Source organism: Amycolatopsis sp. WAC 04169 (assembly GCF_003947535.1).
Classification (GTDB): Bacteria; Actinomycetota; Actinomycetes; order Mycobacteriales; family Pseudonocardiaceae; genus Amycolatopsis; species Amycolatopsis keratiniphila.
Window position 1 is genome coordinate 111,485 of the sequence record NZ_QHJI01000017.1, and the last position, 24,153, is coordinate 135,637.

24 protein-coding genes are annotated in these 24,153 nt (G+C 69.7%); 6 read left to right on the forward strand and 18 right to left on the reverse strand.

What is annotated here, in order from left to right:
* Window positions 1–9: 9 nt before the first annotated feature.
* A complete protein-coding gene (locus DMC61_RS38630) occupies window positions 10–615 on the reverse strand; it encodes a DNA-binding response regulator (RefSeq protein ID WP_043848645.1) in 606 nt (201 codons plus the stop codon).
* 456 nt (window positions 616–1,071) lie between these two features.
* Between DMC61_RS38630 and DMC61_RS38635 the strand changes: the two genes are divergently transcribed.
* Window positions 1,072–1,770, forward strand: a complete 699-nt coding sequence (locus tag DMC61_RS38635; protein WP_016332248.1) for an AraC family transcriptional regulator — start codon at window positions 1,072–1,074, stop codon at window positions 1,768–1,770.
* Window positions 1,771–1,848: 78 nt separating this feature from the next.
* Here DMC61_RS38635 and DMC61_RS38640 read toward each other — a convergent pair whose 3' ends face one another.
* Window positions 1,849–2,844 (reverse strand): DUF1702 family protein, encoded by a 996-nt coding sequence (locus DMC61_RS38640; RefSeq protein WP_199750207.1) that lies wholly within the window; start codon window positions 2,842–2,844, stop codon window positions 1,849–1,851.
* 422 nt (window positions 2,845–3,266) lie between these two features.
* On the opposite strand from DMC61_RS38640, the gene DMC61_RS38645 reads away from it, so the two are divergent.
* The 3 genes from DMC61_RS38645 to DMC61_RS38655 all read left to right on the forward strand — a co-directional run bounded on the left by DMC61_RS38645 (window position 3,267) and on the right by DMC61_RS38655 (window position 5,550).
* Complete coding sequence (locus DMC61_RS38645; RefSeq protein ID WP_125695426.1) at window positions 3,267–3,872, forward strand: DNA-binding response regulator; 606 nt, start codon at window positions 3,267–3,269, stop codon at window positions 3,870–3,872.
* A gap of 166 nt (window positions 3,873–4,038) precedes the next feature.
* Window positions 4,039–4,818, forward strand: a complete 780-nt coding sequence (locus tag DMC61_RS38650) for an AfsR/SARP family transcriptional regulator (RefSeq protein WP_125695427.1) — start codon at window positions 4,039–4,041, stop codon at window positions 4,816–4,818.
* A 45-nt stretch (window positions 4,819–4,863) separates the two neighbouring features.
* Entirely contained in the window at window positions 4,864–5,550 is a 687-nt protein-coding gene (locus tag DMC61_RS38655) for a helix-turn-helix domain-containing protein (RefSeq protein WP_016332244.1), read from the forward strand.
* A 38-nt stretch (window positions 5,551–5,588) separates the two neighbouring features.
* On the opposite strand, the gene DMC61_RS38660 is transcribed toward DMC61_RS38655, so the two are convergent.
* Window positions 5,589–6,209, reverse strand: coding sequence for an L-threonylcarbamoyladenylate synthase (locus tag DMC61_RS38660; protein ID WP_125695428.1), 621 nt, complete (start codon window positions 6,207–6,209; stop codon window positions 5,589–5,591).
* A gap of 326 nt (window positions 6,210–6,535) precedes the next feature.
* Here DMC61_RS38660 and DMC61_RS38665 point away from each other — a divergent pair, with 326 nt between their 5' ends.
* Window positions 6,536–8,857, forward strand: a complete 2,322-nt coding sequence (locus tag DMC61_RS38665; RefSeq protein WP_125695429.1) for a sensor histidine kinase — start codon at window positions 6,536–6,538, stop codon at window positions 8,855–8,857.
* Here the strand turns inward: DMC61_RS38665 and DMC61_RS38670 are convergent.
* The 8 genes from DMC61_RS38670 to DMC61_RS41535 all read right to left on the reverse strand — a co-directional run bounded on the left by DMC61_RS38670 (window position 8,854) and on the right by DMC61_RS41535 (window position 13,774).
* Window positions 8,854–9,462, reverse strand: coding sequence for a DNA-binding response regulator (locus DMC61_RS38670; protein WP_083715723.1), 609 nt, complete (start codon window positions 9,460–9,462; stop codon window positions 8,854–8,856). The two genes, DMC61_RS38665 and DMC61_RS38670, sit on opposite strands and share 4 nt — an antisense overlap.
* Before the next feature lie 231 nt (window positions 9,463–9,693).
* Window positions 9,694–9,885 (reverse strand): hypothetical protein, encoded by a 192-nt coding sequence (locus DMC61_RS38675; protein ID WP_016332241.1) that lies wholly within the window; start codon window positions 9,883–9,885, stop codon window positions 9,694–9,696.
* Window positions 9,886–10,154: 269 nt separating this feature from the next.
* The gene (locus DMC61_RS38680) at window positions 10,155–10,709 is read right to left on the reverse strand and encodes a carboxymuconolactone decarboxylase family protein (protein WP_125695430.1); all 555 of its coding nucleotides are present in this window, start codon (window positions 10,707–10,709) and stop codon (window positions 10,155–10,157) included.
* The gene (locus tag DMC61_RS38685; RefSeq protein WP_125695431.1) at window positions 10,681–11,166 is read right to left on the reverse strand and encodes a DUF6187 family protein; all 486 of its coding nucleotides are present in this window, start codon (window positions 11,164–11,166) and stop codon (window positions 10,681–10,683) included. Before DMC61_RS38685 ends, DMC61_RS38680 begins: the two co-directional genes overlap by 29 nt.
* Entirely contained in the window at window positions 11,159–12,478 is a 1,320-nt protein-coding gene (locus tag DMC61_RS38690) for an FAD-dependent oxidoreductase (RefSeq protein WP_125695432.1), read from the reverse strand. The genes DMC61_RS38685 and DMC61_RS38690 overlap by 8 nt, the downstream gene beginning before the upstream one ends.
* Window positions 12,479–12,486: 8 nt before the next feature.
* Window positions 12,487–12,972, reverse strand: coding sequence for a DUF6423 family protein (locus DMC61_RS38695; protein ID WP_016332237.1), 486 nt, complete (start codon window positions 12,970–12,972; stop codon window positions 12,487–12,489).
* A 240-nt stretch (window positions 12,973–13,212) separates the two neighbouring features.
* Window positions 13,213–13,521, reverse strand: coding sequence for a DUF6235 family protein (locus tag DMC61_RS38700; protein ID WP_016332236.1), 309 nt, complete (start codon window positions 13,519–13,521; stop codon window positions 13,213–13,215).
* A 103-nt stretch (window positions 13,522–13,624) separates the two neighbouring features.
* Window positions 13,625–13,774: a hypothetical protein gene (locus DMC61_RS41535; protein ID WP_199750208.1), complete on the reverse strand. Its 150-nt coding sequence runs from the start codon at window positions 13,772–13,774 to the stop codon at window positions 13,625–13,627.
* Between the two features lie 290 nt (window positions 13,775–14,064).
* On the opposite strand from DMC61_RS41535, the gene DMC61_RS41540 reads away from it, so the two are divergent.
* Window positions 14,065–14,241 carry a hypothetical protein gene (locus DMC61_RS41540; RefSeq protein WP_016332235.1) on the forward strand — a complete coding sequence of 59 codons (177 nt, stop codon included), beginning with the start codon at window positions 14,065–14,067 and terminating at the stop codon, window positions 14,239–14,241.
* A 307-nt stretch (window positions 14,242–14,548) separates the two neighbouring features.
* On the opposite strand, the gene DMC61_RS38705 is transcribed toward DMC61_RS41540, so the two are convergent.
* The 7 genes from DMC61_RS38705 to DMC61_RS38730 form a co-directional block, all read right to left on the reverse strand.
* On the reverse strand, window positions 14,549–14,740 hold the full coding sequence (locus DMC61_RS38705) for an acyl-CoA carboxylase subunit epsilon (protein ID WP_125695433.1): 192 nt from the start codon (window positions 14,738–14,740) through the stop codon (window positions 14,549–14,551).
* A 12-nt stretch (window positions 14,741–14,752) separates the two neighbouring features.
* Window positions 14,753–16,456 (reverse strand): acyl-CoA carboxylase subunit beta, encoded by a 1,704-nt coding sequence (locus tag DMC61_RS38710; protein ID WP_125695434.1) that lies wholly within the window; start codon window positions 16,454–16,456, stop codon window positions 14,753–14,755.
* Window positions 16,453–16,620: a DUF6222 family protein gene (locus DMC61_RS41545; protein WP_167337763.1), complete on the reverse strand. Its 168-nt coding sequence runs from the start codon at window positions 16,618–16,620 to the stop codon at window positions 16,453–16,455. Before DMC61_RS41545 ends, DMC61_RS38710 begins: the two co-directional genes overlap by 4 nt.
* A 17-nt stretch (window positions 16,621–16,637) precedes the next feature.
* Window positions 16,638–17,210: a flavin reductase family protein gene (locus tag DMC61_RS38715; RefSeq protein ID WP_125695435.1), complete on the reverse strand. Its 573-nt coding sequence runs from the start codon at window positions 17,208–17,210 to the stop codon at window positions 16,638–16,640.
* A gap of 1 nt (window position 17,211) precedes the next feature.
* Window positions 17,212–17,652, reverse strand: a complete 441-nt coding sequence (locus DMC61_RS38720) for a thioesterase family protein (protein WP_005154182.1) — start codon at window positions 17,650–17,652, stop codon at window positions 17,212–17,214.
* A 1-nt stretch (window position 17,653) separates the two neighbouring features.
* On the reverse strand, window positions 17,654–23,473 hold the full coding sequence (locus tag DMC61_RS38725; RefSeq protein WP_125695436.1) for a type I polyketide synthase: 5,820 nt from the start codon (window positions 23,471–23,473) through the stop codon (window positions 17,654–17,656).
* Between the two features lie 224 nt (window positions 23,474–23,697).
* Complete coding sequence (locus DMC61_RS38730; RefSeq protein WP_125695437.1) at window positions 23,698–24,123, reverse strand: hypothetical protein; 426 nt, start codon at window positions 24,121–24,123, stop codon at window positions 23,698–23,700.
* Window positions 24,124–24,153: the final 30 nt, after the last annotated feature.

The window sequence follows — 24,153 nt, forward strand, 5'->3', positions numbered from 1 at the left end:
GGGCCGGCGTCACAGCCAGCCGGACTCGCGCGCGATCCGCACGGCGTCGACCCGGTTGCGGGCGCTGAGCTTCGAAACGATCGTCGTCAGGTAGTTCCGCACGGTGCCGGCGGACAGGAACAACTCGGCGGCGATCTCGGTCGGATCGGAGCCGACCGACGCCAGCCGGAGCACCTCGATCTCGCGGGCGGTGAGCGGGCATTCCTCGCTGTCCCAGGCGGCGAGCGCCAGGTCGCCGTCGACGACGCGCCGTCCGGCGGCTACCCCGCGGACCGCGTTGGCGAGCCGGTCGGCGGGCGCGTCCTTGCGCAGGAATCCGTTGACCTTCGCGGCCAGCGCCCGCCGCAGGGTGCCGGGGCTGCCGAGCGAGGTGAGGATCAGCGTGCGCACGCCGGGCAGTTGCTCGTGCAGTTCGGCGGCCGCGGTGAGCCCGTCCTTGCCCGGGAGGTCGATGTCGATCAGCGCGATGTCGGGGCGCGCGGACTGGGCGAGCGGGAGGATCTCGTCGCCGCTGGCGCATTCGGCGACGACTTCGATGTCGGGTTCCAATCCGAGCAGCGCGACCAGGGCCCCCCGGACAATGTGCATGTCCTCGGCCACCAGGACCTTGATCATCGACCCCATCTGCCTTTCGCCTGCGTCTCGCCCCACGAGCCGACGATACTATCCTCACACACTCGTTCCGCGAAATGGAAACCGGCCCTTGACCGCCGCGGGGGACGCGGTCAAGGGCCGGTTCTGTGTTGCCGCGGGAATACGTTCTTCGGACCGCGCCAACACGGCCGGGGAGGTTCCGGCGTGAATGCGCTACCAGGAATTCTGCGGCCACCGGCCACCAGGATCCAGTGCGCGCACCACCGGTGGACCATGGTTTTCGCATGCTCCACACCCCGTGAAATTTTCACGTCGCCGCACACATGAATCCATATCCGGCGGTGAATCAAGCACTTCAGGAGAAGCCGTGGCGAACACTACTGTCGGAAACCGCAAAGCATGCCAGAAATCCTCGAGCGAAAGGACGGCACAATGGATGAGACTGTCCGGCGAGCCGTGGAGCGAGCCATTGGGGCCATGAACGAGAAACTGGGCGAAGAGCTCACTATCGACGACATCGCCCGCGCCGCGACCTTCAGCAAATTCCATTTCACCAGGGTGTTCCAGCAGGCCACCGGGGTCTCGCCCGGCCGGTTCCTGTCCGCGCTGCGGCTCGACGAGGCCAAGCGCCTGCTGCTGACCACCTCGATCACGGTCGCCGACATCAGCCACCGCGTCGGCTACAACAGCGTCGGCACCTTCAGCACGCGGTTCAGCAGCCGCGTCGGCCTGTCCCCGTCCGCGTACCGGCGGCAGGGCGGCTTCCAGCGCCGCCTGGCAGGCGAGCCCCGTCCCGGCCCGAAGCGGGCGATCGTCCGCGGTTTCGTGTCGGCGCCGCCGGAGATCTCGCCCGGCCTCGTCTTCGTCGGCCTCTTCCCGACGCGGATCCCCGAGGGCGCGCCCGTGCGGTACACGGTCATCGACGCCCCCGGCCCCTATCAGCTGACCGAGGTCCCGGAAGGGGACTGGCACCTCGTCGCGCACTGCGTGACCGGCCCGCTCACGCGCCGCGGCACCGGGTACACCGGGCACCACGGTCCGATCACCGTCGAGCCGGGGGTCACCGCGCGGCTCGCGGACCTGCGGATGCGGCCCAAGCGCCTGTTCGATCCGCCGGTCCTGCTCGCGCTGCCCGATCTGCGGCACCGGCCGGAGCCGTTCCAGCGCGCGGCCTGACCCTCGCCCGGATGTCAGGAAAGGGTCGTTCAGGACGGGAAACGTCTTGAACGACCCTTTCCTGACATCCACGGAACCTCAGGCGGAGAGCCGGCCCGCCGACGGGGCCAGACCCTCCCGGATGTTCTGCCGCCACAGCTCGTACGCGGGCGTCCCGTCGGCGGCGTCCTCGGTGACCTCGGTCGAGTCGGCCAGCTGAACGGCCTCCTCGATGCTCAGCCCGGCGAGCGCGCGAGCGGCACGGCGGGTGTGCGGCGGGACGAACGACGAGAACGTCCTCGCCTTCACCGCGAAGACCACGCCGAGCCCGAGCTCGTCCTGGTGCTCCCCCGCCGCCTCGCGAAGCCTCACCAGCCCTGGCCGGTCGCAGCCGCCCGCGAAGGTCGAAGCCAGCCCGACCCCGCTCCAGAGGTCCGGACGGCGTCCGGACGGGAAGCGGTTCACCGCCGCGGCGACCTTCACCGGATCGCCGCCGTTGATGAACCACAGCGCCCGGCCGATGCCCTGGTCGCAGGCGCGCGGGAAGTACGCGGGGGCGCCCGCCCACGGGTACGGCTTGGGGACGAACTGCTCGTCGACCCATTTGCGCGTGTCGAAGTAGGCGCGGTCGAACGCGTAGCCGTCGACGGCCAGCCAGCTCATCGTCGGGTGGAACGGCACGCCGTCCAGCTCCGGCAGCACCTTCTTCCACAGCGGCCGGGGCAGCCGGGCCATCGCGAACCCGATGCCGATGTAGGTCAGGAACACGTGCGGGAGTCCGGGGCCGCTCATCAGTTCGGCCGTGCGGTCCTTGCGGCCGCCGGGCATGACGTCGAGGATGGTGAACGCCATCGCCGCGCCCTCGTAGGCGAATCCGCGCATCTCCGGCTCGACCATGTCCAGCCGCCGTTCGGCTTCCCACAGCGCCGGCGCGTCGATCCCCCACTCGAAGCCGCACACCACCGACTGCGGGATCGACTCCAGCCGCGCGGTCGACGGCGTCCGCGGCACTCCGAAGCCGCGCCCCTCGAAGCCGACCGAAGCCAGCGAAGGCGCGAACATGACCTTGCGCAGGGCACCCAGCAATGAGCTCATCATACGTCCTTTGTGGATAGTGGCGGCTTCGCGCGAACCGGCTCGTGCCGAGGAGACCATGCCGCGATCGACGTCCGATCGAGGTCGGCGCCGGTACCGCCGAACAGTCCATCGCCGTCTCCGGAATGGAGAGAATTCACCCGTTCGCCGGACTGATTCACCGGAATGGAACGTACTCGACAGGGAATGAAAACCACTCGAGGTAGCAATTTTACCTTCTTCTGACCTGACAGCCAGTAATCGATCGCTCGCAGTTTCAGTACCCTCGAAGCCGACGCATCGCCGCAGCTCACCGGCACATTGATCATGTCGGAGGGACCCCGAGGAAAAACGCAACCTTGCATCGTGCGATTCCGATTCACTCTTCCGGGTTTGCTATGTACACTGAGAGTTAGCACGTTTCTGGGGAAGAGGAGGTCGGAGTGATCCGAGTCCTATTGGCCGAGGATATGCACATGGTCCGTGGCGCCTTGGTCGCCCTGCTGAACCTCGAACAGGACATCGAGGTCGTCGCCGAGGTCTGCTCCGGCGACAAGATCCTCCCGATGGCCGCGGAGTATCTCCCGGACGTCGCGATCATCGACATCGATCTACCGGCCAAGGACGGGCTCTCGGCCGCTTCCGAGCTCTGCCAGCAACTTCCGAGCGTCCGCACGCTGATCCTCACCTCGCTCGGCCGCCCGGGCACCGTGCGCCGCGCGCTCGACGCGAAGGTCAACGGCTTCCTGCTCAAGGACGCGCCGGCCGACAAACTCGCCAACGCCGTCCGTTCGGTCGCCATCGGCCGCCGGGTCATCGACAGCGAACTCGCGTTGTCCGCCTGGGAAACGGAAGACTGCCCGCTGACCCCGCGGGAAGCGGAGATCCTCCGCCTCGCCGCGAACGGGCGCACGGTCGCCGACATCGCGGCGGAGCTGTTCCTGTCGCCGGGGACCGTGCGGAACTATCTCGCCACCGTGGTCACGAAACTCAACGCCCGCAACAGGGTGGACGCCATCCGCATCGCCACCGATTCGGATTGGCTCTGACCCGTTCCGCGTCTTCTCTTTTGCCACAACCGGTTCATCGCCGCAGGTCGTGACGATCGCATACCGCGCAACGAAGAAATCATGGCCAGCCGGGTGTTTCCGGCACTGTTCCGAAGGTTCCGCCTCTGTCACCGTCATCGAGGGGGACTCCGCCGGAGGGGCAGGGATGCACGCGATGACCATCGAAGCGGGTGACACGGCCAGGCTGCTGGGGCCACTCGAGCTGCACATCGGCGGCGCCGACCGCGCGCCGAGCACGCCGAAACTCCTGCAACTGCTGGCGATGCTGCTCATCCGTCCCGGCAAGACGGTCCACGTCGACTCCCTCGTCCACGAGCTGTGGAACGACGCGCCCCCGCGCAGTGTCCGCCGGACCCTGCACACCTACGTCCACCACCTCCGCCGCCACCTCGACCCCGGCGGCAACGGCGGCCTGCTGGTCACCAGCTCGCCCGGCTACCGGCTCGAGATCGACGCGGGCGTGGTCGACGTGTCGGAGTTCCAGCGGCTCCACCGGCTCGGCCGGGACCTGCTGGACGAAGGCGACAACGCGGCGGCCGCGCACGCGTTCCGTACCGCGCTGGACCTGTGGTCCGGTCCCCCGCTGGCGAACATCCACTGTGGACCGACCTTGGCCGCCTACACCGTCTATCTGCTGGAGCATCGGCGCAACGCGCGCGACCTGTGGATCGAGGCCGAGATCCGGTCGGGCAGGCACCGGGAGATGCTCGGCGTGCTGCGGTCGCTGACCACCGCCGACCCGTTCGACGAAACCCTGCACGCCCACCTGATCCGCGCGCTGGGACTCAGCGGACGGCGCAGCGACGCGCTGGCGTCCTACGAGTGGCTGCGATCCAGGCTCGAGGACGAACTGGGGGTGACACCCTGCGCCGAACTGCGAGAGCTGCACCGCGAGCTGCTCTCCGAGGGACATCCGGTCCGCTGAAGCACCACCCGCCACCACCAGATCAAGGAAACTGAGGAGTCAAGCATGACCGCTCGTACCTATGGCCAGTTCTGCGGCCTCGCCCGCGCGCTCGAGATCATCGGGGAACGCTGGTCCCTGCTCGTGATCCGCGACCTCGTGCTCGGGCCGAAGCGCTTCGACGAGCTCCAGCACGGCCTGCCGAAGATCCCGACCAGCATCCTGTCGACCCGGCTCAACGAACTCGAGCGGCACGGCGTCGTCCAGCGCCGGGTGCTCTCGCAGCTCGACGCCGGGGTGGTCTACGAGCTGACCGAATACGGCAACGACCTCGACCAGATCCTGCTGCAGCTGGGCCTGTGGGGCGCCCGTTCGCTCACCGACCCGGCCGCCGACGACCTGTTCACCCTCGACGCGGCCATCCTGTCGCTCTACACCACGTTCCAGCCCGACGCGGCCCGCGGCATCGACTGCGCGTTCGAGTTGCACTACGGCGATCAGATGATCGTGCACGCGGTGGTCGAGGACGGCGCCATGACCGCCGGGGAGGGCCCGCACCCGAACCCCGACCTCGTCATCGAGCCGCGCGGCCCCGTCGTGCTGAAGCTGCTGAACGGCGAGATGGACGCCGCGAGCGCGCTCACCTGCGGCGCGGTGGCCATCAAGGGCGAGCCGGCCATGCTGGAGCTGTTCACGCGGCTGTTCCACATCCCCTCGGCCCCGTCCAAGGCCGAAGGGCTCGTCACGCACTGAACCGCGGGCGCGTGGGACCGGGACGCCGGTCCCACGCGTCATTCGAAGCGTGCGGTGTCACCGGCGCCCCGGCGCACGATCTCCGGCTCGCCCGACGAGAAATCGATGACCGTGGTGGGCTCGACCCCGCAGTCGCCGGAGTCGATCACCGCGTCCACCACGTGCTCCAGATGTTCCTTGATGTCCCAGCCCTGGGTCATCGGCTCCTCCTGGTCGGGCAGCAGCAGCGTGCTCGACAGCAGCGGCTCGCCGAGTTCGCCGAGCAGTGCCTGGGTGACCACGTGGTCGGGGATGCGCACACCGACGGTCTTCTTCTTGGCGTGCAGCAGCCGGCGCGGCACCTCCTTGGTGGCCGGGAGGATGAACGTGTAGCTGCCCGGTGTGGACGCCTTGACCGCGCGGAAGACCGCGTTGTCCACGTGCACGAACTGGCCCAGCTGGGCGAAGTCCTGGCACACCAGGGTGAAATGGTGGCGGTCGTCGAGTTTGCGGATGCTCCGGATGCGGTCGATGCCCTGTTTGTTCCCCAGCTGGCAGCCGAGGGCGAAACAGGAGTCCGTCGGGTACGCGATGAGCCCGTCCTCGCGCAGGATGTCGACGACCTGTCCGATCGCGCGCCGTTGCGGATTTTCCGGATGTACGTCGAAATACCTGGCCATGCGCAGAGCTTAGGGCCACCGGTGCCCGCGCGCCCCGCGTGGCGTACAAAGTGGAACCCACGTCTTCCATCGTGGCGTGTTCCGCGATCCCCGGTGTGGTCCGAACGCCCCACACCCGCACGGGTGACCATGGCGATTTTCCCTGCCCCGGACGGGAAAACTTCTCCTTGATCATCCTCCTCCCCGCCACGGAAGCGGGAACCGGGGTAACGAAGATGGGTTAGGATCCGAATCACACCGCGACGGAGGTCGTGCGACGGCCCCGGCCGTCGCAAGGGGGCAGCACGACAAGGATCAAGACGTCTTCTGTTACCACTGGGGTGCCCGTGCCGGATCAGCTCGCCGTGACCGCCGAACCTCTGGGTACCGCCGGGGTCGACCGGCGCCCGCGCCGGGCACTGTTCCTCGCCGGCCTGATCATCACCGTCGTCTTCGTCAACTCCTGCCTGTTCGGTCTCCTCGCGGTCTTGTTCCGGCCGGGGGTGGACTTCTGGCAGGGCCTGCTGGCCGTGCTGTACGTCGGGCCCGTGCTGGCGATCCAGCTGCTGTACTTCAGCCGTCCGGCGGTCCGGCTCGACACCAGGCTCGCGAAGGCCATGCTGGTGGTGCAGGCGTGCCTGGCGTATTTGCCGACCCTGCACTTCGACGCGGCGCTGAGCTCGCTGACCACCCTCGCGGCGGGCAGCGCGCTGCTGCTGTTCCGGCCGCGGACGGGCTGGACGGTGTTCACCGTGTTCATGGCGGGCACGATCTGGATCCTGTGGACCTACGACGAGACCTGGCTCGGCGCGATGTTCGACAGCGTCACCGCCGTCTTCTACGCCCTGGTCGTGTACCTGCTGACCTGGCTCGCGCGGCTGGTGACCGAACTGCACCAGGCCAGGACCGAGCTGGCGAGGCGGGCCGTGGCCGAACAGCGGCTGGCCTTCGCGAGGGACCTGCACGACCTGCTCGGCCTCAGCCTGTCCGCGATCGCGCTCAAGGGCGAACTGGTGCACCGGCTGCTGCGCAAGTCGCTGGACCGGGCGCGTGAGGAGCTCGCCGAGATCACCGGGATCGCGCAGCGGACGCTGTCCGACGTGCGGTCGGTGGCCAGGGGCTACCGGGAGCTGTCGCTCGACAAGGAGTCCCGGACCGCGGTGTCGCTGCTCTCGGCGTCGAACGTCGCGGTGCGGGTCGACCTCGAACAGGTCGAGCTCCCGGTGAAGCTGCGCACCCTGCTGGCGAAGGTGCTCCGCGAGGGTGTCACGAACGTGCTCCGCTACACCGGCGTCGAGCACTGCGAGATCACCGTGCGCGAGAGCGGCGGCCGGGTCGCGCTGGAGATCGTCCACGACGGGACGGCGCACGACGACGTCCCCCAGGAGACGGCCGAGAGCCTGCGCGAGGTGACCGAGGAGGTCGCCGGGCACGGCGGGAAGCTGAGCGCGGGCCCCGACGCGGCGGGCCGGTGGCGGCTGCACGCCGAACTCCCGGTGCCCGAACAGGCCGAGCCCACCGAGACGGCGCTGGCCGAGGGTTCCGGGCACTGGTCCCGGATCGACGCCAGGAACGTCCAGTGGACGATGACGGTGGTCTTCATCGTCTTCAGCCTCTCCGCGATGGCACGGGCGTTCATGCTGACCGACGACGGCTGGTCCCTGGCCCTCATCGCCGGCTACCTCACCGCGCTGACCACGCTGCAGCTGTCCTACTTCGCCCGCCCGAACGTCCGGTTGCGCTCGCGGCAGAGCTACGCGCTGCTGTTCGTGCAGGCCTGCCTGATCTTCCTGCCGCTGATCCCGCTCGGGAGCGCGTGGGTGAGCCTGCCCAGCCTGTTCGCCGGCACCGCGCTGCTGGTGCTGCCGCCGCTGGCCGGCTGGACGGCGTTCGCGGTGACCGCCGCCGGCGTGGTGCTGATCCGGATCGCCTACGGCACCGACTTCCTCGGCGGCTTCTACACTTTCGCGTCCATCCTGAACACCGGGCTGATGGTGTTCGGGCTGATCTGGCTGATCCGGCTGGTGACCGAACTGGGCGAGACCAGGAAACGCCTCGCCGAGGTCGCGGTCGCGGAGGAGCGGCTGCGGTTCGCCCGCGACCTGCACGACCTGCTGGGGATGAGCCTGTCGGCGATCGCGCTGAAGAGCGAGCTGACCACCCGGATCATGGACATCGACACCGATCGCGCCTCCGCCGAGCTGCTGGAGATCCTCGGGCTGACGCGGCAGGCGCTGACCGACGTCCGGTCGGTGGCGAGCGGCTACCGCGAACTGTCGCTGGATCAGGAGTCGCGGTCGGCGCAGGCGGTGCTGGTGGCCGCCGACGTCCAGGTGCGGCTGGAGATCGAGCACGAGGACCTGCCGACGACGGTGCGGACCGTGCTGGCCGTGGTGCTGCGCGAGGGCGTGACGAACGTGTTGCGGCACAGCAAGGTCGAACGCTGCGAGATCGCCGTGCGGCGGACCGGCGACGGCGTCGCGCTCGACATCGTCAACGACGGCGTGGTGAACGGGCGGCCGCCGAAACCGGAGCAGCCGGTGCGGGTGGAGGCCCCGGGCAGCGGCATCACGAACATGTCCGACCGCGTCGCCGGGCTCGGCGGGGAGCTGACCGCCGGTGTGGAGCCCGACGGGCGATTCCGGTTGCGTGCCGTGGTGCCCGTCTAGATCCAGCCGGATTCTTTGGCGATGCGGATCGCGTCGACCCGGTTGCGCGCGTTGAGCTTCGACACGATGGTGGTCAGGTAGTTGCGAACGGTTCCGGTGGAGAGAAAGGCCTTCGCCGCGACCTCCAGGGTGTCGCGGCCTTCGGCGGTCAGCCGCAGGACGTCGATCTCCCGCGGCGTCAGCGGGCATTCGACGGTGTCCCAGGCGGCGAGGGCCAGATCGCCGTCGACCATCCTCCGCCCGGCAGCCACCCCGCGCACGGCGTTGGCGAGTTTCTCCGCGGGGGCGTCCTTCAGCAGGAAGCCGCTCACTTTGGCCGCCAGTGCCCGGCGGAGCGTGCCGGGCCTGCCGAGGCTGGTCAGGATCAGGGTCCTGACCTCCGGGAGCTGCTCGTGGAGTTCGGTGGCCGCGGTGAGCCCGTCCTTGCCGGGGAGGTCGATGTCGATGATCGCGACCTGGGTGCGGGAGCCCCGCGCGGCGGGGAGGATCTCGTCACCCGACGCCACCTCGGACACCACTTCGATATCCGGTTCCAGCCGCAGCAGCGCCACGAGCGCCCCGCGGACGATGTGCATGTCTTCGGCCACGAGAACTCTGATCACCATGGCGCCGTCCCCTCACGCACACCCCCATGTCCCCCAACATAAACACGCCCGCACGGAACGCGTTCCCCCGTTCGGGTGGTGAGTCGGCCGGGGCCGGCCGGGCGGAAGGGTCACCTGTCGACGGAATCCGCAGTCGGTCGGCTACTTTCCGTCGACCTGACGGGAGGTGCCCGCACACGAAACCGGCCGCCACTCGCCTTCGGGGTGCGAGTGACGGCCGGAAGAGTGCGTTCAGCTCGCTTCGGCCAGCGGCGGAGCGGTGCAACAAGCGCCGGTGAAACAGCTGAATGCCTCACTGCGGTGCTGGTTGGTCCAGTGGTCGAACCGGTCGATCACCAGCTCGACCTCGTTCCCGGCGAACCCGGTGTCGATCCCCCGGACGGCGAAGAGCGAGCGGACGTTGTCGGTCGCGGTGTTCATCATCGATGGCTCCCAGGCTGTTCGGTGGTGTTCCTTCGATGAGGAAATCGTGCTGCTCAGGGCGGGTACGCGGCCAGTGCCATGCATCATCGCGGGGATGTGCTTTTCACCTACGCCGGAAGGTGCCTTTCGCCTGCTCCGTTTCCGCGATCATGGGCACCGGACGGAGTAGCGGGCATCGATTTCGACGACGGAAAGTGGCAGTGCGACCTCAGCGCGACATGGTGACCCTTCGTGGTCATCACCCGGTTACCCGCACTCGAATGGCCCAGTCAGCGGGACGCGTCTCCGAGCAACGTCGCGAGGCCGGCGTAGCCGCCTTCCTTCAACCGCACGCCCGAGATCTTCGCGTAGGCGGCGTCGGCGCGGATCCCGAGTCCCTCGACCATCCGGTTCATGAAGTTGAACAGGGCGCACACGAGGACGGCGTCGTGCAGCGCGGTCTCGTCCCAGCCCGCCGCGTACACCGCTTCGGCGTCCGCGTCGGTCATGCGTGCCGGAGTGCGCGTCAGCTTGCCCACGTAGGCCAGCACGGGCTTCATCCGGTCGTCCACGGGCGAGGAGTCGAGATCGGCCAGCGCGGCGGCCAGAAGCCCTTCCGGCACACCGAAAGCCTCCGCGGTGACGGTGTGGACCCCGTGGCAGTACCGGCAATCGTTGACGCCGGAGACGTAGGCCGCGATCAGCTCCCGCTCCCCCGCGCCGAAGGGCGACGGCGCCCGCATGAGGAGCTCGTGGAGCTCCAGCAGTTTCGACGCGGGCGCGGGGAACTTCTGGAAGACCTGCAGCAGTGTGGCGTCAGTCGGCAAAGACCCGAGATAGGACATCCTGTGTATCGCTCCCGTTTTCCGGCGCCCGCCGGTGCCCGGCGAGCTCGACCATGTCGTCGACGTCGTCGCGACGCAGCCAGCAGGCCGCGAGGCACGCCACCGATGCCGGCCCCAGCCCGGTCACCGTGGCGGTGACCCGCGCGGTGGCGTGTTCCCATTCTCGGCGCAGGGAACCCGCCGCCGTCATCTCCGGACCTGCTTCGATCAACGGGCGGACCGCGCGCCAGCGAACGATTCCGGCCTCGACGAGCGCGCCCGGGCCGAGGTCGAGCGCCTCGTGCCGGGCCTGGTCCACGGCGAGGGCCACCAGCGCGGGCTCGTCGGCGAGCCGGGCCAGCCCGACCCCGGCGAGCAGCCGTTCGGCGTCCAGGCCCAGCAGGATCACCCCCGACTCGGTCGAGGGTGCGTCGTCGATCGACGGCAGGGTGAAACGGGAGTCGTAGGGCTCAGACACGGGCGACGTCCTTCGTGGCCGTCCGCGACGGGGTGTCCCGGCGCAGGTTCTCGGCGACGGCCGCCGCGACCCGGGCGGTGGCGACCCGGTGGCCGTCGATGTTGCGGGCGGCCGGGCCCAGCGCCATCCCCGCGGCCGCGCCGACGGCGAAGACCCGGGGAGCGCCGGTGTAGGCGAAGGTGCGCTCGTCCAGCCGCGGCCAGCCGCCGCGATCGAGCACCGCCTCGCCGGGCATCAGGCCGTCTCCGATCGACGGCGTGGTGCCGAGCGCCAGTACGGCGTGGTCCACGGAAACCCGTGAACCGTCTTCGAGGTGGAGCCCGACGCCCGGCGTCACCTTCGTGATCGCCTTGCCGCGATGCACGATCAACCGCCCTTCGGCTTCGGCCGCCTCGAGCATCGGCCGGAACTCGAACATGATCGACGCGCGCCGGAACCGGCCCATCAGTTCGAGCCGCTCCGCCCAGCTCACCCCGTCGAAGCGGGCACGGCCTTCGGGCCGGAAGAACGACGAGTTGACGTCGGCGCACTGGTAGCGTTCGCCGGCTTCACGGACCACCCAGTGCACCTCGCGCCCTTGGGCGAGCCCGTTGGAGATCAGGTGCGCGGCGGTGAGTCCGGCGCCGACGACGGCGAGGCGCTTCCCGCCGTCGGGCACGGGTTCGTCCCAATAGGTCACTCCGCGCGGCGGATGGCCGCCACCCCACCAGGTGTCCGGGGCGGACCGGCGCTCCTCGCCGAGGCAGAGCACGACGTGGCGCGCGGTGACGGAGAACCGGTCGGCGCGCACGGTGACCGCGTCGGAGGTCGGCAGCACCTCGCGCACCGAACCGCGCCAGGTCCGTTCGGTGACGTGGTGGCTCGCGGCCAGATGGCGGCAGTAGGCCTCGAAGACGTCGACCGGGACGACCGAGCGATGCCCGGCCTGCGCCATGCGGATCTCCCGGCGCTCCACCGGGGTCAGCACCGACCAGTGCAGCCGCGCGAAGTCCAGCAGTTCGCAGTCGCGGTAGCCCTCGACGCCGGGGTGGTGTTCGTACGGCGACCGCAGCACGCGCTGGCCGAGCAGGTCGACGCGGTCGAAGAACCGGCCGCAGGGACGGCCGTCGCGGTCGACGAGGACGAGGTCGCGGACGCCGTGGTGCCACAGGGCGGAGGCGACGGCGAGCCCGGCCGGGCCCGCCCCGACGATGACGACGTCGGCGGCGGACGGCGGCTCGGGGGTGATCGCCGCACGGGAACCGGGGAGAACCGGCCATTCCCGCCCGCGCGGCGATTCGAGCAGATGCGGTTCCGGGACGAAGGTGATCACCGGCGTGCTCAGCCGATCACGGTCACCGGGACGATCAGCTCGATCACGGGGCGCTGCTTCATCCCGTTGCTGATCAGTTCGTCCAGGGTCTGCTGGGACTGCTCGGCGGTGTCGGTGGCGATCGGGCTGTAGCGGGAATAGGAATAGGTCGGCTTCCGCCCGCCGGCGTCGAGCGAGTACACCTTCAGCACGGCCTCGCCGGGCCGGACCTCACCGTCGTAGAAGGTGAGACGGCGCTGATCCGGCGTCATGAAGGATTTCGAGAACTGGCGGGAAAGCACGAGGGTGTCGGCGTCGTTGACGAAAGTCGAGTCCTCGTCGGTGACGACCTGCATCGCGACCCAGGTCTTGTCGGTCAGGTTGGTCTCGGACTTGATCACCTGCCAGCGGCCGGGTTCGGGGAGATTGACGCTGACCGAGATGTCGTGCTCGGTGGTGTCGATCGCACCGGAGATCATCAGCACCCTCCGGCGGACGTCGGCGACGCCCGCCATCTGAATGTCACGTGCGCGCACCCGTGTGGAAACATCCAATCCCGGGAATTCAGGAGATGACATCTTTCATGCCTCCAGACCTCGATAACCGCAATTCCAGACCGGCAGAATTTCCCCATCCGCAAACACTCGCAGAATTTCACGCCGAACTGGACGATGTCAAGGTGAGGAACACATGATCCACTGGTACGAAAGGCTGCCGGTACCGATGCGCGGACTGGGCCGTTCAGCGGTACCGGCTCAAGAGCCGTCGACGTCGTCGGCCCATGCCGCGGCCGGTGTGCCGTGCTCCAGTGCGCCGATGTAGACGATCTCGAACGAGGAATCGGTTCTTTTGAGCCCTATCCTGATGACGAGATCATGTTTCACCAGAATGATGAACTGGTGCGGATCGCGGCCATCTCCGAAAATGTCGTAGATGAGAAAAGCGGATCCGTCGGCTACCGCGAAAAGCGCTTCGTAGATAACATTGCGGTCGGCCTGCGGAGCATTGATCGCCCATTCTTCCAGCACCTGCAAACCCGACGTGAGCTGGAGGCGCATAGCCATCCGGAGGCCTCCTCGTGGTCTGGCCGGTTCGCGGGCGATCTTCATTCTCGCGCGCGCGATATCCGGCGGTCTTCTTCGTCCGTGCTGTCCGTACGGGGGTGAGCTAGTTGTAGCCGAGGACGATGTGCTCGGCCGGGAAATCGTTTTCGGCGGCCGGCCTCGGCTCCGGGACGAACGCCGTCACGTCGGCCTCGACGGCCCCGCGCGGGTCGAGATCATCGGTCACGACCCAAATTCGCACCTGTGCCGTCATGGCGTTCCTCCCGGCCTTCGATGAACGACTCACTTGACAACCAAGGATGACCCCGTCCGATCGGGAGCCGGTCGTGACGCGATCGAGGATGCCGGGCGCGCGCGGTGAGCAAAGGAAAAGTCGCCGGTGGCGGGGTGCCGGTAGTGCCCTTGTGGTACCCCGAAACCCAAGGAGCGCGCCATGACCGAACGTCTCGACCCGTATGAGATCTATGCCGAAGACGAGCTCGACGTCGACCTGCTCGGCCTGTCGTGGCCCGACCCCGCGGTCCCCGAGCAGCGGGACCGGCAATGAGCGCGGCGGAGCGGCAACGGACCTGCGCGGCCTGCGGGGGCGCGTTCGAGCCCGGGGAGCGGACGGAGCTGGAGACGGTGGTCGACGGCGGGATCCTCTACGTCGCCGTGCACACCCGCCACAGTACGTATCCGCCGCGGCGGGAGACCGAGGCCGCGCGCCGGCTCGCGTGAGGACACGCCCCGAAAGCGAGACAGGTGACTTGTTCGGGTGGCAGGAGTCTCGGCGGCCCATCCCACTCACGTGATCGAAGCCGGAACTCGCGTGATTGAAGGCGGATCTCGCGTGATCAGCGGCGTAACACGCGAGTGCGGCCTCCAGTCACGCGAGTCACGTCCCTGATCACGCGAGTTACGTCTTCAATCACGCCGGTAGCCCACCGGGCGAAGGCTCCCTTCGCCGCATCAGACGCGACGAAGGGAGCCTTCAGCCCACGCACGACGGCACGGAACGCGCGGCGAGGCCGTTTTCGCGCGCGGCTCAGCGCAGCGCGGAGGTGCGCCAGGTCGGCGCGACGAGCGGCGACCAGGCCGATCGGGCCGGTGCCGCGGGCGGGGGCGCGGCCGAAGCCAGCGCGGTGAAGACGGCGACGAGCGCCGCGAGGTCGGCGTCTTCCGGGTCCCCCCGCAGGACCCGGAAGACCGGCACACTGTCCATTCCGGACGGTGACATGGGTTCCCCCGTTCAGATCGGGTGGTTGCCGTGCTTGCGCTGAGGCGCCGCCTTTCGCTTGTCCTGCAGCATGTCCAGCGCTCTGGCGACGGCGGACCGGGTGTCCGCCGGGTCGATGATGTCGTCGACCAGGCCGCGTTCGGCCGAGTACTGCGGGTTCATGAACTCCTCGGTGTACTCGGCCACCAGGTGGGCGCGCAGGGCGTCGGGATCGGGTGCGACGGCGAGATCCTTGCGGAACAACACGTTCACCGCGCCCTCGGCGCCCATCACGGCGATCTGGTTGGTGGGCCACGCCAGCGAGAGGTCGGTCCCGATGGACCGCGAGTCCATCACGATGTACGCGCCGCCGTACGCCTTGCGCAGGATGACCTGCACGCGCGGCACGGTCGCCTCGCAGTAGGCGTGCAGCAGCTGCGCGCCGTGCCGGATGATCCCGGAATGCTCCTGTTCGACGCCCGGCAGGAAACCCGGAACGTCCACAAGGGTCACCAGCGGGATGCTGAACGCGTCGCAGAACCGCACGAATCGCGCCGCCTTCTGCGAAGCCGGGCCGTCGAGCACGCCGGCGAACACCACCGGCTGGTTGCCGACCAGGCCGACCACGCGCCCGTCGATCCGCGCGAGCGCGCACAGCACGTTCTGCGCCCACCGCTCGTGCAGTTCGAAGAACTCGCCGTCGTCGGCCAGTTCCGAGAACACGTCACGCATGTCGTAGGGCTTGTTCGGCTCCACCGGGACGAGTTCGGCGAACCGCGGCCGCCGGTCCTTGCCCGCGTCCTGCGACGGCTCGCGGGGCGCGGGGTCCAGGTAGTTCGAGGGGAGCAGCGAGACCAGGTACCGCACGTCGGCGAGGCAGGTCTCCTCGTCGTCGTGCACCACGGTCGCCACGCCGGACGACGCGCCGTGCACGTCCGCGCCGCCCAGTTCGTCGTGGCTGACCCGTTCCCCGGTCACGGTCTCGACGACGTCCGGCCCGGTCAGGTACATGCGGGCGGTGTCGCGCACCATGAAGACGAAATCCGCGAGCGCGGGCGAATACGCCGCCCCGCCCGCGCACGGCCCCAGCACCACGCTGATCTGCGGGATGACACCGGACGCCTCGACCTGGCGGCGGAAGATGCCGCCGTAGCCGTTGAGCGCCATGACCCCTTCCTGGATCCGCGCTCCCCCGCTGTCGTTGAGCCCGATCAGCGGCGAGCCGGTGGCGATCGCCAGATCCATCACCTTCTGGATCTTCGCCGCGTGCGCCTCGCCGAGCGAACCGCCGAAGACGGTGAAGTCCTGCGCGTAGACGAACACGCGCCGTCCGTCGATGGTGCCCGAGCCGGCGATCACACCGTCGGTGTACGGCCGGTTCTCCGCCAGCCCGAGCCCGCTCGCCTGATGCCGCCGGTACAGCTCGACCTCGGTGAAGGAATCGGGGTCCAGCAACAGATCCAGCCGTTCGCGCGCGGTGTGCTTGCCGAGCGAGTGCTGACGGCGGACGCCGTCGAGCCGTCCGTCGACGATGTGCTCGCGCAGTTCGTCGCGCTGGGTGCGCAGCAACGGCATCGTCGGTTCCGGTGGATGCACCGGCTCGGCACCGCGGGCGAGCGGGATCACCCGCCCGTCGGTCGCCCTCGGGATCCGGGAGCGCCGCAGCCGGTCTTCCGGCAGCGGCACCACCTCGGAGTCCTCCGTGCGCTGGGCGCCCGGATCGCCCTGCAGGGTCACGCCGCCTCCCTCATACGGGCCTCGCGCTCGAGCTCGTCGAGTTCGATCTCGCGCACGATGTCGCGCCAGCACACCCCCCGTCCGAGGCGGGGCATCGTGGTCACCACCGGCGGCCGTTCGGCGGTGGGCGCCGGAGCGGGCGTGGCGGATTCGTTGGTGGTCATGACATTTCCTCTCCCTGTCAGGCGGATGCCCGGATGCGGCCGTCGATCTGGTGGTAGCCGCCGCTGTAGAAGACGAGCGAGTCCTGCGCGGTGCCGCGGCTGGAGGCGACCACCTTGCCGAGGAAGATCGAGTGGTCACCGCCTTCGTAGACCTCCGCCAGCTCGCATTCCAGCCACGCCAGCGCCCCGTCGAGCAGCGGGGCGCCGGTCTGCGGCCCGGCCGTCCAGTCCACCGAGTCGAACTGCGCGATGCCGGCCGGGCGGCGCCAGTCCGCGAAGTACTTCGCCAGTTCCTTCTGGTCCGACGCCAGCACCGTGACCGCGTACGAGCCCGCCGTCACGATCGCCTCGTGCATCCGGGCCGCGCGGGAAACGCAGCACAGCACCATCGGCGGCTCCAGTGACACGGAGGTGACGGCGTTGGCGGTCATCCCGTGTGCCCGTTCGCCGCCGGCGGTCAGCACGGTGACCCCGGTGGCGAACTGGCCCATCACCTCCCGCAGGCCGGCCTGCGCGGACAACCGGCGCCGGGCGACGGGTGCCGGCAGCCGTTTCAGCACCGGCCGCGACGGTTCCTCCAGCGTGCCCACGTCATTCCCCCTTGCCGTCGACCGCGTACGGGGCCAGTGCCTCACGCAGCTGTTCGGGCACGCGGCTGGGCACCGTGGCCGTGTTCGGGCCGCGCATGCACGCGATCCGCTGCCGTCCCCGGGCCACCAGCCGCTCGCCTTCCGCGGTGAGGTGGACGTAGTCGAAGGTGAACTGGATCTGGGTCTGGGTCAGCTCCTCCAGCCGCAGCCGGATGGACAGCTCGTCGAACGCGGTGATCTCCGCGTAGAACTCGCAGTCCACCTTGAGCGTGAACAGCTTGAGGTCGTGGCGGACCTCTTCGAGCACCGCGGGCGCCTTCTCCTTCAGGAACATCTCGCGGCACCGGCCCTGCCAGCGCACGTAGTTCACGTAGTAGACGTTGCCCACCAGGTTGGTCTCTTCGAATCCGACCGTGTGGAGGATCTCGTAGTAGTCGGCCATGTCAGCTCTCCTCTCCCTGGAGCACCGCGAAGACGACGGGATCGGTCCGGTCGTTGACGGTCGTCACCCAGGTGGCGATGCGGGCACCGCCGTGGGAAAGCACCGCCCAGCCGTCCGGGTCGACCCGGTGCACGGTGAGCGCCTGCGTCATGTCCCCGGTCTTGCGCACGCATTCCAGCGCGCTCCAGACCCTGGTGTGCGCCACCGAAAGCGGCTCGCGGGCGTCCGCGGCCAGCAGTTCGCCCACCGCGAGCAGATCCTCGCCGAGCAGGCCCGCCCAGTCCTCCGGCGTCCGTTCGATCGCCGTTTCGACGTCGCACGCGATCCGGCCGGCACCCGCGATGGCCAAGGTGAGGTCGGCGCTGTGCGACGCGCTCACCTCGACCCCGTCGGCCTCCGGTTTCCCGTCCGGGCGGTAGCGGATCTCGAGCGGCGCGTCGACCGCGCGACCGGCGGCCAATGCCGTCTGTGCCCGCCGCTCCGGTGTGGTCTCCACGGAAACGCCCACCGGATCTGGTTCGACGACGATCGCGCGGGACGAGCCGAGCAGCCGTTCGACAGAACGCTCCAAATAGGACCCGAGCATCGACGGGACCCAAGGCCCTTCGCCGTCCCGCTTGCGCACCGCGCGCAGCTTCAGCCCTTCCCACCGCTCGACCAGCTTCCCGTCGGGGTTGCGGACGTCGAGGTCGTAGACGTAGCTGTCACCGTCCTGCGAACGCTCGCGCGCGTCGAGGAGCACGTACTCCGGGTGCTGCTCGCCGGGCTCGGCGAGGTACAGCCGCTCGATCCCTTGCGGCAGCAGGGTCGCGTCCGGGACACAGCACTGGATCGCGTGCATCATCGCGTCGCGGGTGCCTGGGTCGGCCAGGAGCTGTTCCTGCGGGAGGAACGGCGCGAACCAGTCGACCTCGGCGCCGGTCGCGATCTCCGCGACCGCGTGCCGCGCGCTGGCCCGCCGGTATCCGGTGACCCGCTGGAATCGCTTGCCCTGGAACAGAACCGTGCCGTAGAGCTCGGTCGTCGGGTCCACCGGGACCGGCGGCAGCGCGACGTCGCGGGCGACGGTGTCGCCGAGCGGATCCGGCCGCGAGAAGCTCAGCCGGGCCCGGAAGTGATCGGCGCTGAAGCCGGTCTCCCCGCTGCGCAGCACCACGTCCACCGTTTCGGCGTCCCTGGCCAGCGCGGCGAGCCGGATCGTGGTCGACCCGCCCGGCGAGACGATGATCGGGCGCAGGAACTCGACGTCGGAGAACACCGGCGCCGGCAGCGTTTCCGCGGCCAGCGCGGCCTTGGCGACCTGGGTCATCGCCTCCATCCCGATCACCGCCGGGAACAGCAGCTGACCGTCGAGCAGGTGGTCGGCCAGATACGGGTCGCTGCCCGCGGACAGGTCGGCCTCGGTGATCAGCTCGACCCCCGGGTAGTGCACGACGGCGCGGTCGACGAAACGGGTCAGCGGGAGTTCGCGCTTCTCCACCGGCAGGGTGGCCAGCCCGGCGGTGCGGCCGCAGACGACCAGTACCGACGGTGCGGCCGGGTCGCCGACGACCTGGCGGAGGATCTCGATGCCCTCCTCGGTCGGGATGGGGGTGATGCCGTCGCGCATCAACGCGCTGACCACACCAAGCTTCTCGCCCATCCCGGTGCCGGACCAGACCGACCATTCGAGCGCGATCGCCTTGGCCCGGGGGTGCTCCTGGCCGAACCGCACGGTCAGTTCGGTCATCCAGTCGTTGGCCGTGGCGTAGTGCGCCTCACCGCGCAGGCCCGCCCGGCCGATGATGCTGCCGAAGGTCACCAGCAGCTTGATCTTGTCCTTGTCGACGGCGTCGAGGACGGCGTTGAGACCGCCGATCTTCGGTGCCAGCGTCTTGCGGAAGCTCTCCTCGGTCAAGGAGAAGAGCGCGGCGGGCTCGTTGCGGCCCGCGCCGTGCAGCACCGCGGTGACCGGGCCGAATTCGGCCTGCACCCGGCCGATCGCGTCGGCCACCTGCCGTCCGTCGGTGACGTCGGCACGTTCGTAGCGGTAGGTGATGCCCGCCGCCGCCATGCGGCCGAGGTTCTCCGACAGTTCGGCGTCGTCGGCCGGGTCGCTCCGGCCGAGCAGTGCCAGCTTCGCGCCGGAATCCTTGGCCAGCGCCAACGCGCTCTCGGCGGTGATGCCCTTCCCGCCGCCCGTGACGAGCAGGACGTCGCCGGTGTCCAGCGGGGTGCCTTCGGCCTCGGCCGGGGTCAGCGCCGCGAGCTTCGGCACCGTGCGGACTCCGGCGGTGTCGTAGCGGACTTCGCTGAAGTCGGTCGTCGCCGCCACCTCGGTGACCACAGTGGACACCGCGGCCTCGAGGGCTTCGGGGTCGACCGGGCCGAGGTCGGCGAGGTCGACGATCGTGGTGCGGGCCGACGGGTCCTCCAGCCGGAGCGTCTTCGCCAGCCCGGAGGCGCCGAGACCGTGCTGCACCACGACGAACCGCGTGCCGTTGGGCGCGGCCAGCACCGCGCGGCCCGCGTCCAGGAACAGGCCGACGTCGCCGGAAGCGCTGTCGGCGTTCAGGCAGAGGAGGACACCGTCGCCGACGCCCGCCGTGGCCAGTGCCGCGCGCAGCGGCTCCGCCAGTGGGTGACCGGCCGGGGCGAACGCCGTCCACTCCGCGGTGGAGATACCCGTGGCGAGATCGGGCGACGGCTTCGGCGCGACGACGTACTCCACCGCGAACGGCCGGACCCACGGGCCGACGCCGGCGACCTCGGCCTGGTTGCTGTCGGCGGGTTTGGCGGTCTGCGCGAGTTCGTCGATCATCTCGGCGAGTTCGCCGAGGCACACGGTCGCGAAGTTCGGCATGCCCTCCAGCGCCGGACGGCCGAGCGCCCTGGTCACGTCGTTGACCAGCTGGCCGACGGTGATCGACGAAAGGTGCAGATCGTCGAGGGGATGCGTGTCGGCGGTGACCGCTTCGAGCGGCAGCTCGACCCGTTCGGACGCGAGCTTGCGCAGCAGGTCGAGGGTGCTGCTGCCACCGCTTTCCGAGGCCGTTCCGGCGGCGGCCTCGGCGGGCTCGGCGACCCGGTCGCGGGTCAGGACGGCGCCGATGGACGGCGCGGCCTCGCACGGGCTGGCGAGGAACGAGAACTCGCCGTCCGCGGGCAGGGCCCGCACGACCCGGCCGTCGAACAGCGCGGACGTCTCAAGCTGCGCGCCGAACGCGAACGCGGCACCGGCGACCTTCAGCACCGGAGCGAGCGTCAGGCTGTCGGTGTCGATCGAAAGCACCGGGGTGCCGGGCGCGATGGTGCCGAGCAGACCGGTGAGCACGCGGCCGGGGCCGACCTCGATCACCAGGTCGCTGCGCTCGGCGACCTTCGCGGCCGCCTCACGGAAGCGGACCGGCAGGACCACCTGGTCGCGCAGCAGATCGCGCAGGTCTTCGGCGGCGTGCAGGACGTCACCGGTCACCGTGGAGACGACAGGCCGGTCGAGCCGCGCGAAGTCGATCGCGGCGAGTTCCTCGGTCATCGCCTCGGCGGCCGGGACGACCGCGGGCGAGTGGAAGGCGTGCGAGACGTTGATGCGGGCCGCGGTGACCCCTTCCGCGCGGGCACGGGCGACCACGCGGTCGATCGCCTCCGCCGGTCCGGAAAGGACGGTCTGCTCGGGCGCGTTGTAGCCCGCGATGACGACCTCTTCGCCCTCGGCGAGCCCCTCCGCGACACTCGGGGTGGCCGCGATCGCCGCCATGGCCCCGTCCCCGTCGCTGGCGGTCGCCATCACCTTGCCGCGGATCTTGGCCAGTTTGAGCACTTCGCGTTCGGTGAGCGCGCCGCCCCAGTGCAGGGCGGTGAGCTCGCCGAGGCTGTGGCCCGTGACCGTGGCCGCCTCGATGCCGAGGCTCTTCAGGACCCGCAGCCCGGCCAGCGAACCGGTGACGATGCGCGGCTGCGCGACGTCGGTGGCGACCTGGTCGGCGCCGGTGGACAGGTTCGCGGCGCGGTAGATGTCGTCGGCGTGCGCGAAGCGTTTGCGCAGCGCGCCGGCCCTGCCCTGCCCGGAACCCTGGCCGGGGAACAGGAAACCGATCTTCGGGGACTGGGAGCGGGAGCCGGCGAAGATGCCTTCCTTGGCGGAGAAGACTTCCGGCTCCCCCTCACCGAGAAGGTCGAGGAGTTTGGCCAGCTTGCGCTCGGCGTCGTCCGGTCCGGCCGCGACGACCGCCGCCCGGACCGGTTTTCCGGAAAGCTCGGCCGAAAGCGTGCCCGCGAGGTCCGCGAGTTCCGCGAACGAGAGCTTCGGGACGACCTCCAGCAGGCCGGTCACCTTGCCGCGCAACGACGCGGCGTCGTCGGCGTCGAGGAGCAGCAGTTCGCTGTCCTGCCGTCCGGCGACCAGCGACCTGGTCCGCTCGTCGAGCTCCTTGCGACGGGCCGCGCCCGGCGCTTCGGTGACGGTGACGTGCGAGTTGATGCCGCCGAACCCCATCGCGGAGACACCGGCGCGGACCGGCTGGTCCGAGGGCCACAACCCGGCCTCGGCGGGCACGTACATCCGCGCGGAGTCGCCGACCAGCGACTCGTGCGGTTCGAAATGGCCGGTCGCGGGCGGGATGACCTGGTGGTACACCGCCAAGGTCGCCTTGATCAGCCCGGCGACCCCGGCCGCGGCCTTGGTGTGGCCGATATTGCCCTTGATCGTGCTCAGCGCGGCCCGCTCGGCGAGCGGATCGGCGTCGCGGCGGGCGGTGGAGAGCGCCTCGATCTCGGTGGCGTCGCCCAGCGCGGTCCCGGTGCCGTGGCCCTCGAAGTAGGAAACGGTCTCGACGCCGTACCCCGCCTTGTCGTACGCCCGCTTGAGCGCGAGGCGGTGCCCCGAGGCCTCGGGGCGGGTGATGCCGCCCTTGCCGTCGGACGAGACGCCCCAGCCGCCGATGGTGGCGTAGATCCGTTTGCCCTGCGCGATCGCGTCCTCCTCGCGCATCAGCACGAGCATGCCGGACCCCTCGCCGGGCCAGAACCCGTTGGAATCGGCGTCGTAGACCTTCATCTCGCGTTTGGCGAGCGCGCCGGTCTTGGCGAACCCGATCACCTCGAACGGGTCGATCGACAAGTCGACACCGCCCGCGATGGCGACGTCGAGGTCGCCCTCCGAAAGCGCGTTCGCCGCCGTGACCACGGAAAGCAGCGACGACGAGCAAGCACCGTCCACAGTGAACCCGCCGCCGCCGAAGTCGAAGAAGTTGCAGACCCGGCCGGCGATCGTGTTCGCCAGCCCGCCCGCGAGCGTGTCCTCGTCGATCTCCGGGAAGGGGGCCTTGTACTGCGCCTCGAGATCGTGGAGGAACTCGGCGGTGTCGCCGTCGGCCCAGCCGCGCTCGGCGAGCGCCGCCGCCACCGTGCGGCGCACGTACGGCCAGCGCAGCCGCATGATGTTGGCACGGGAGAACTCGCCGGTGAGGCTGTTGCCGATGACCACGCCGGTGGCGGATTTCGGCAGCCCCTCGCCCTCGGGGAAGCCCGCGTCGGCCAGCGCCTGCGCGGCGACGTCGAGGGCCAGCCAGTGCGTGGTGTCGGTCGAGCGGAACGTGCTGCCCGCGACCTTGTACTTGATCCGGTCGAATTCGTAGTCGCGGAGGACCGCGGCCTTCTGGGCGTAGAAGCGGTCCGGCGCCTTGGGGTCGGGCGAGTAGTAGTCCTCGCGGTTCATCCGCTCGTCGGGCAGCCTCCGGAACGCCCGGCGGCCGGCGAGGACGTTCTCCCACAGCTCTTCCGGGGAACCGGCGTCCGGATATCGGAGACCGATACCGACAATCGAAATCCGCTCAACGCTCATGCCACCGCACTCCCCTAGCTCTCAACCACTCAAGTCACGGAATCCGGTCCCGGCGCCGGGCTCTGTCCCCAGATACGCGGCCGCCGTCCGTTCGCGCAGTCCGGTCAAGCATGAACCGGGGGCGGACGCGGAGTCTTCTCTCAAGTTGTTGACCGGGACGGTGAAAGGCCTCCTCCCTCGCCATTCGCGCAAGGAAGGAGGCCCATACCCCCAGTCGTCCCGGGTCAGCAGACCCGGATGATCCGGTCGGTCGCGTTACGGATCCCCACCGGCAGGTTCCCCCAGTTTCCCGGCACCGAGGTCCACAGCCGGTCCCAGCGCCGGGTGGCGGAGTTCCAGTTGTCGAGCCCCATGGTGGCGCTCGTCTTGTTCTGAATGGACTCGATCCGGTCCCGCCAGTTCCCGCCGTACGGATACGGGAGGTGGTACAGGTCGAGCCAGTCCCCGCAGTTGATCGTTCCGCCCCAGCAGCGGGCGGGGCCGCCACCGTACGGATGGTCCCAGAAGCCGAACTGCCACTGGCCACAGTCGGTGTACGCCTGGATTCCCGCGCCGCCGGCGGGGGAAGCGGAGGCGGCCGTCGGCACGGCGATGGCGCCACCGATGACGGCCACCGTCAGCACGAGCAGCTTCGCGATGGATTTGAGCATGTCGTCCTCCTCGCTGTTCCCGGAGATTCC

What these genes read in the sequence shown, in the direction of transcription:
- DMC61_RS38630 (WP_043848645.1), bottom strand. Translation starts at nt 615, where the DNA reads ATGATCAAGGTCCTGGTGGCCGAGGACATGCACATTGTCCGGGGGGCC.
- DMC61_RS38635 (WP_016332248.1), top strand. Translation starts at nt 1,072, where the DNA reads ATGAACGAGAAACTGGGCGAAGAGCTCACTATCGACGACATCGCCCGC.
- DMC61_RS38640 (WP_199750207.1), bottom strand. Translation starts at nt 2,844, where the DNA reads ATGAGCTCATTGCTGGGTGCCCTGCGCAAGGTCATGTTCGCGCCTTCG.
- DMC61_RS38650 (WP_125695427.1), top strand. Translation starts at nt 4,039, where the DNA reads ATGCACGCGATGACCATCGAAGCGGGTGACACGGCCAGGCTGCTGGGG.
- DMC61_RS38655 (WP_016332244.1), top strand. Translation starts at nt 4,864, where the DNA reads ATGACCGCTCGTACCTATGGCCAGTTCTGCGGCCTCGCCCGCGCGCTC.
- DMC61_RS38660 (WP_125695428.1), bottom strand. Translation starts at nt 6,209, where the DNA reads ATGGCCAGGTATTTCGACGTACATCCGGAAAATCCGCAACGGCGCGCG.
- DMC61_RS38670 (WP_083715723.1), bottom strand. Translation starts at nt 9,462, where the DNA reads ATGGTGATCAGAGTTCTCGTGGCCGAAGACATGCACATCGTCCGCGGG.
- DMC61_RS38675 (WP_016332241.1), bottom strand. Translation starts at nt 9,885, where the DNA reads ATGATGAACACCGCGACCGACAACGTCCGCTCGCTCTTCGCCGTCCGG.
- DMC61_RS38680 (WP_125695430.1), bottom strand. Translation starts at nt 10,709, where the DNA reads ATGTCCTATCTCGGGTCTTTGCCGACTGACGCCACACTGCTGCAGGTC.
- DMC61_RS38695 (WP_016332237.1), bottom strand. Translation starts at nt 12,972, where the DNA reads ATGGCGGGCGTCGCCGACGTCCGCCGGAGGGTGCTGATGATCTCCGGT.
- DMC61_RS38700 (WP_016332236.1), bottom strand. Translation starts at nt 13,521, where the DNA reads ATGGCTATGCGCCTCCAGCTCACGTCGGGTTTGCAGGTGCTGGAAGAA.
- DMC61_RS41535 (WP_199750208.1), bottom strand. Translation starts at nt 13,774, where the DNA reads ATGACGGCACAGGTGCGAATTTGGGTCGTGACCGATGATCTCGACCCG.
- DMC61_RS41540 (WP_016332235.1), top strand. Translation starts at nt 14,065, where the DNA reads ATGAGCGCGGCGGAGCGGCAACGGACCTGCGCGGCCTGCGGGGGCGCG.
- DMC61_RS38705 (WP_125695433.1), bottom strand. Translation starts at nt 14,740, where the DNA reads ATGTCACCGTCCGGAATGGACAGTGTGCCGGTCTTCCGGGTCCTGCGG.
- DMC61_RS41545 (WP_167337763.1), bottom strand. Translation starts at nt 16,620, where the DNA reads ATGACCACCAACGAATCCGCCACGCCCGCTCCGGCGCCCACCGCCGAA.
- DMC61_RS38720 (WP_005154182.1), bottom strand. Translation starts at nt 17,652, where the DNA reads ATGGCCGACTACTACGAGATCCTCCACACGGTCGGATTCGAAGAGACC.
- DMC61_RS38725 (WP_125695436.1), bottom strand. Translation starts at nt 23,473, where the DNA reads ATGAGCGTTGAGCGGATTTCGATTGTCGGTATCGGTCTCCGATATCCG.
- DMC61_RS38730 (WP_125695437.1), bottom strand. Translation starts at nt 24,123, where the DNA reads ATGCTCAAATCCATCGCGAAGCTGCTCGTGCTGACGGTGGCCGTCATC.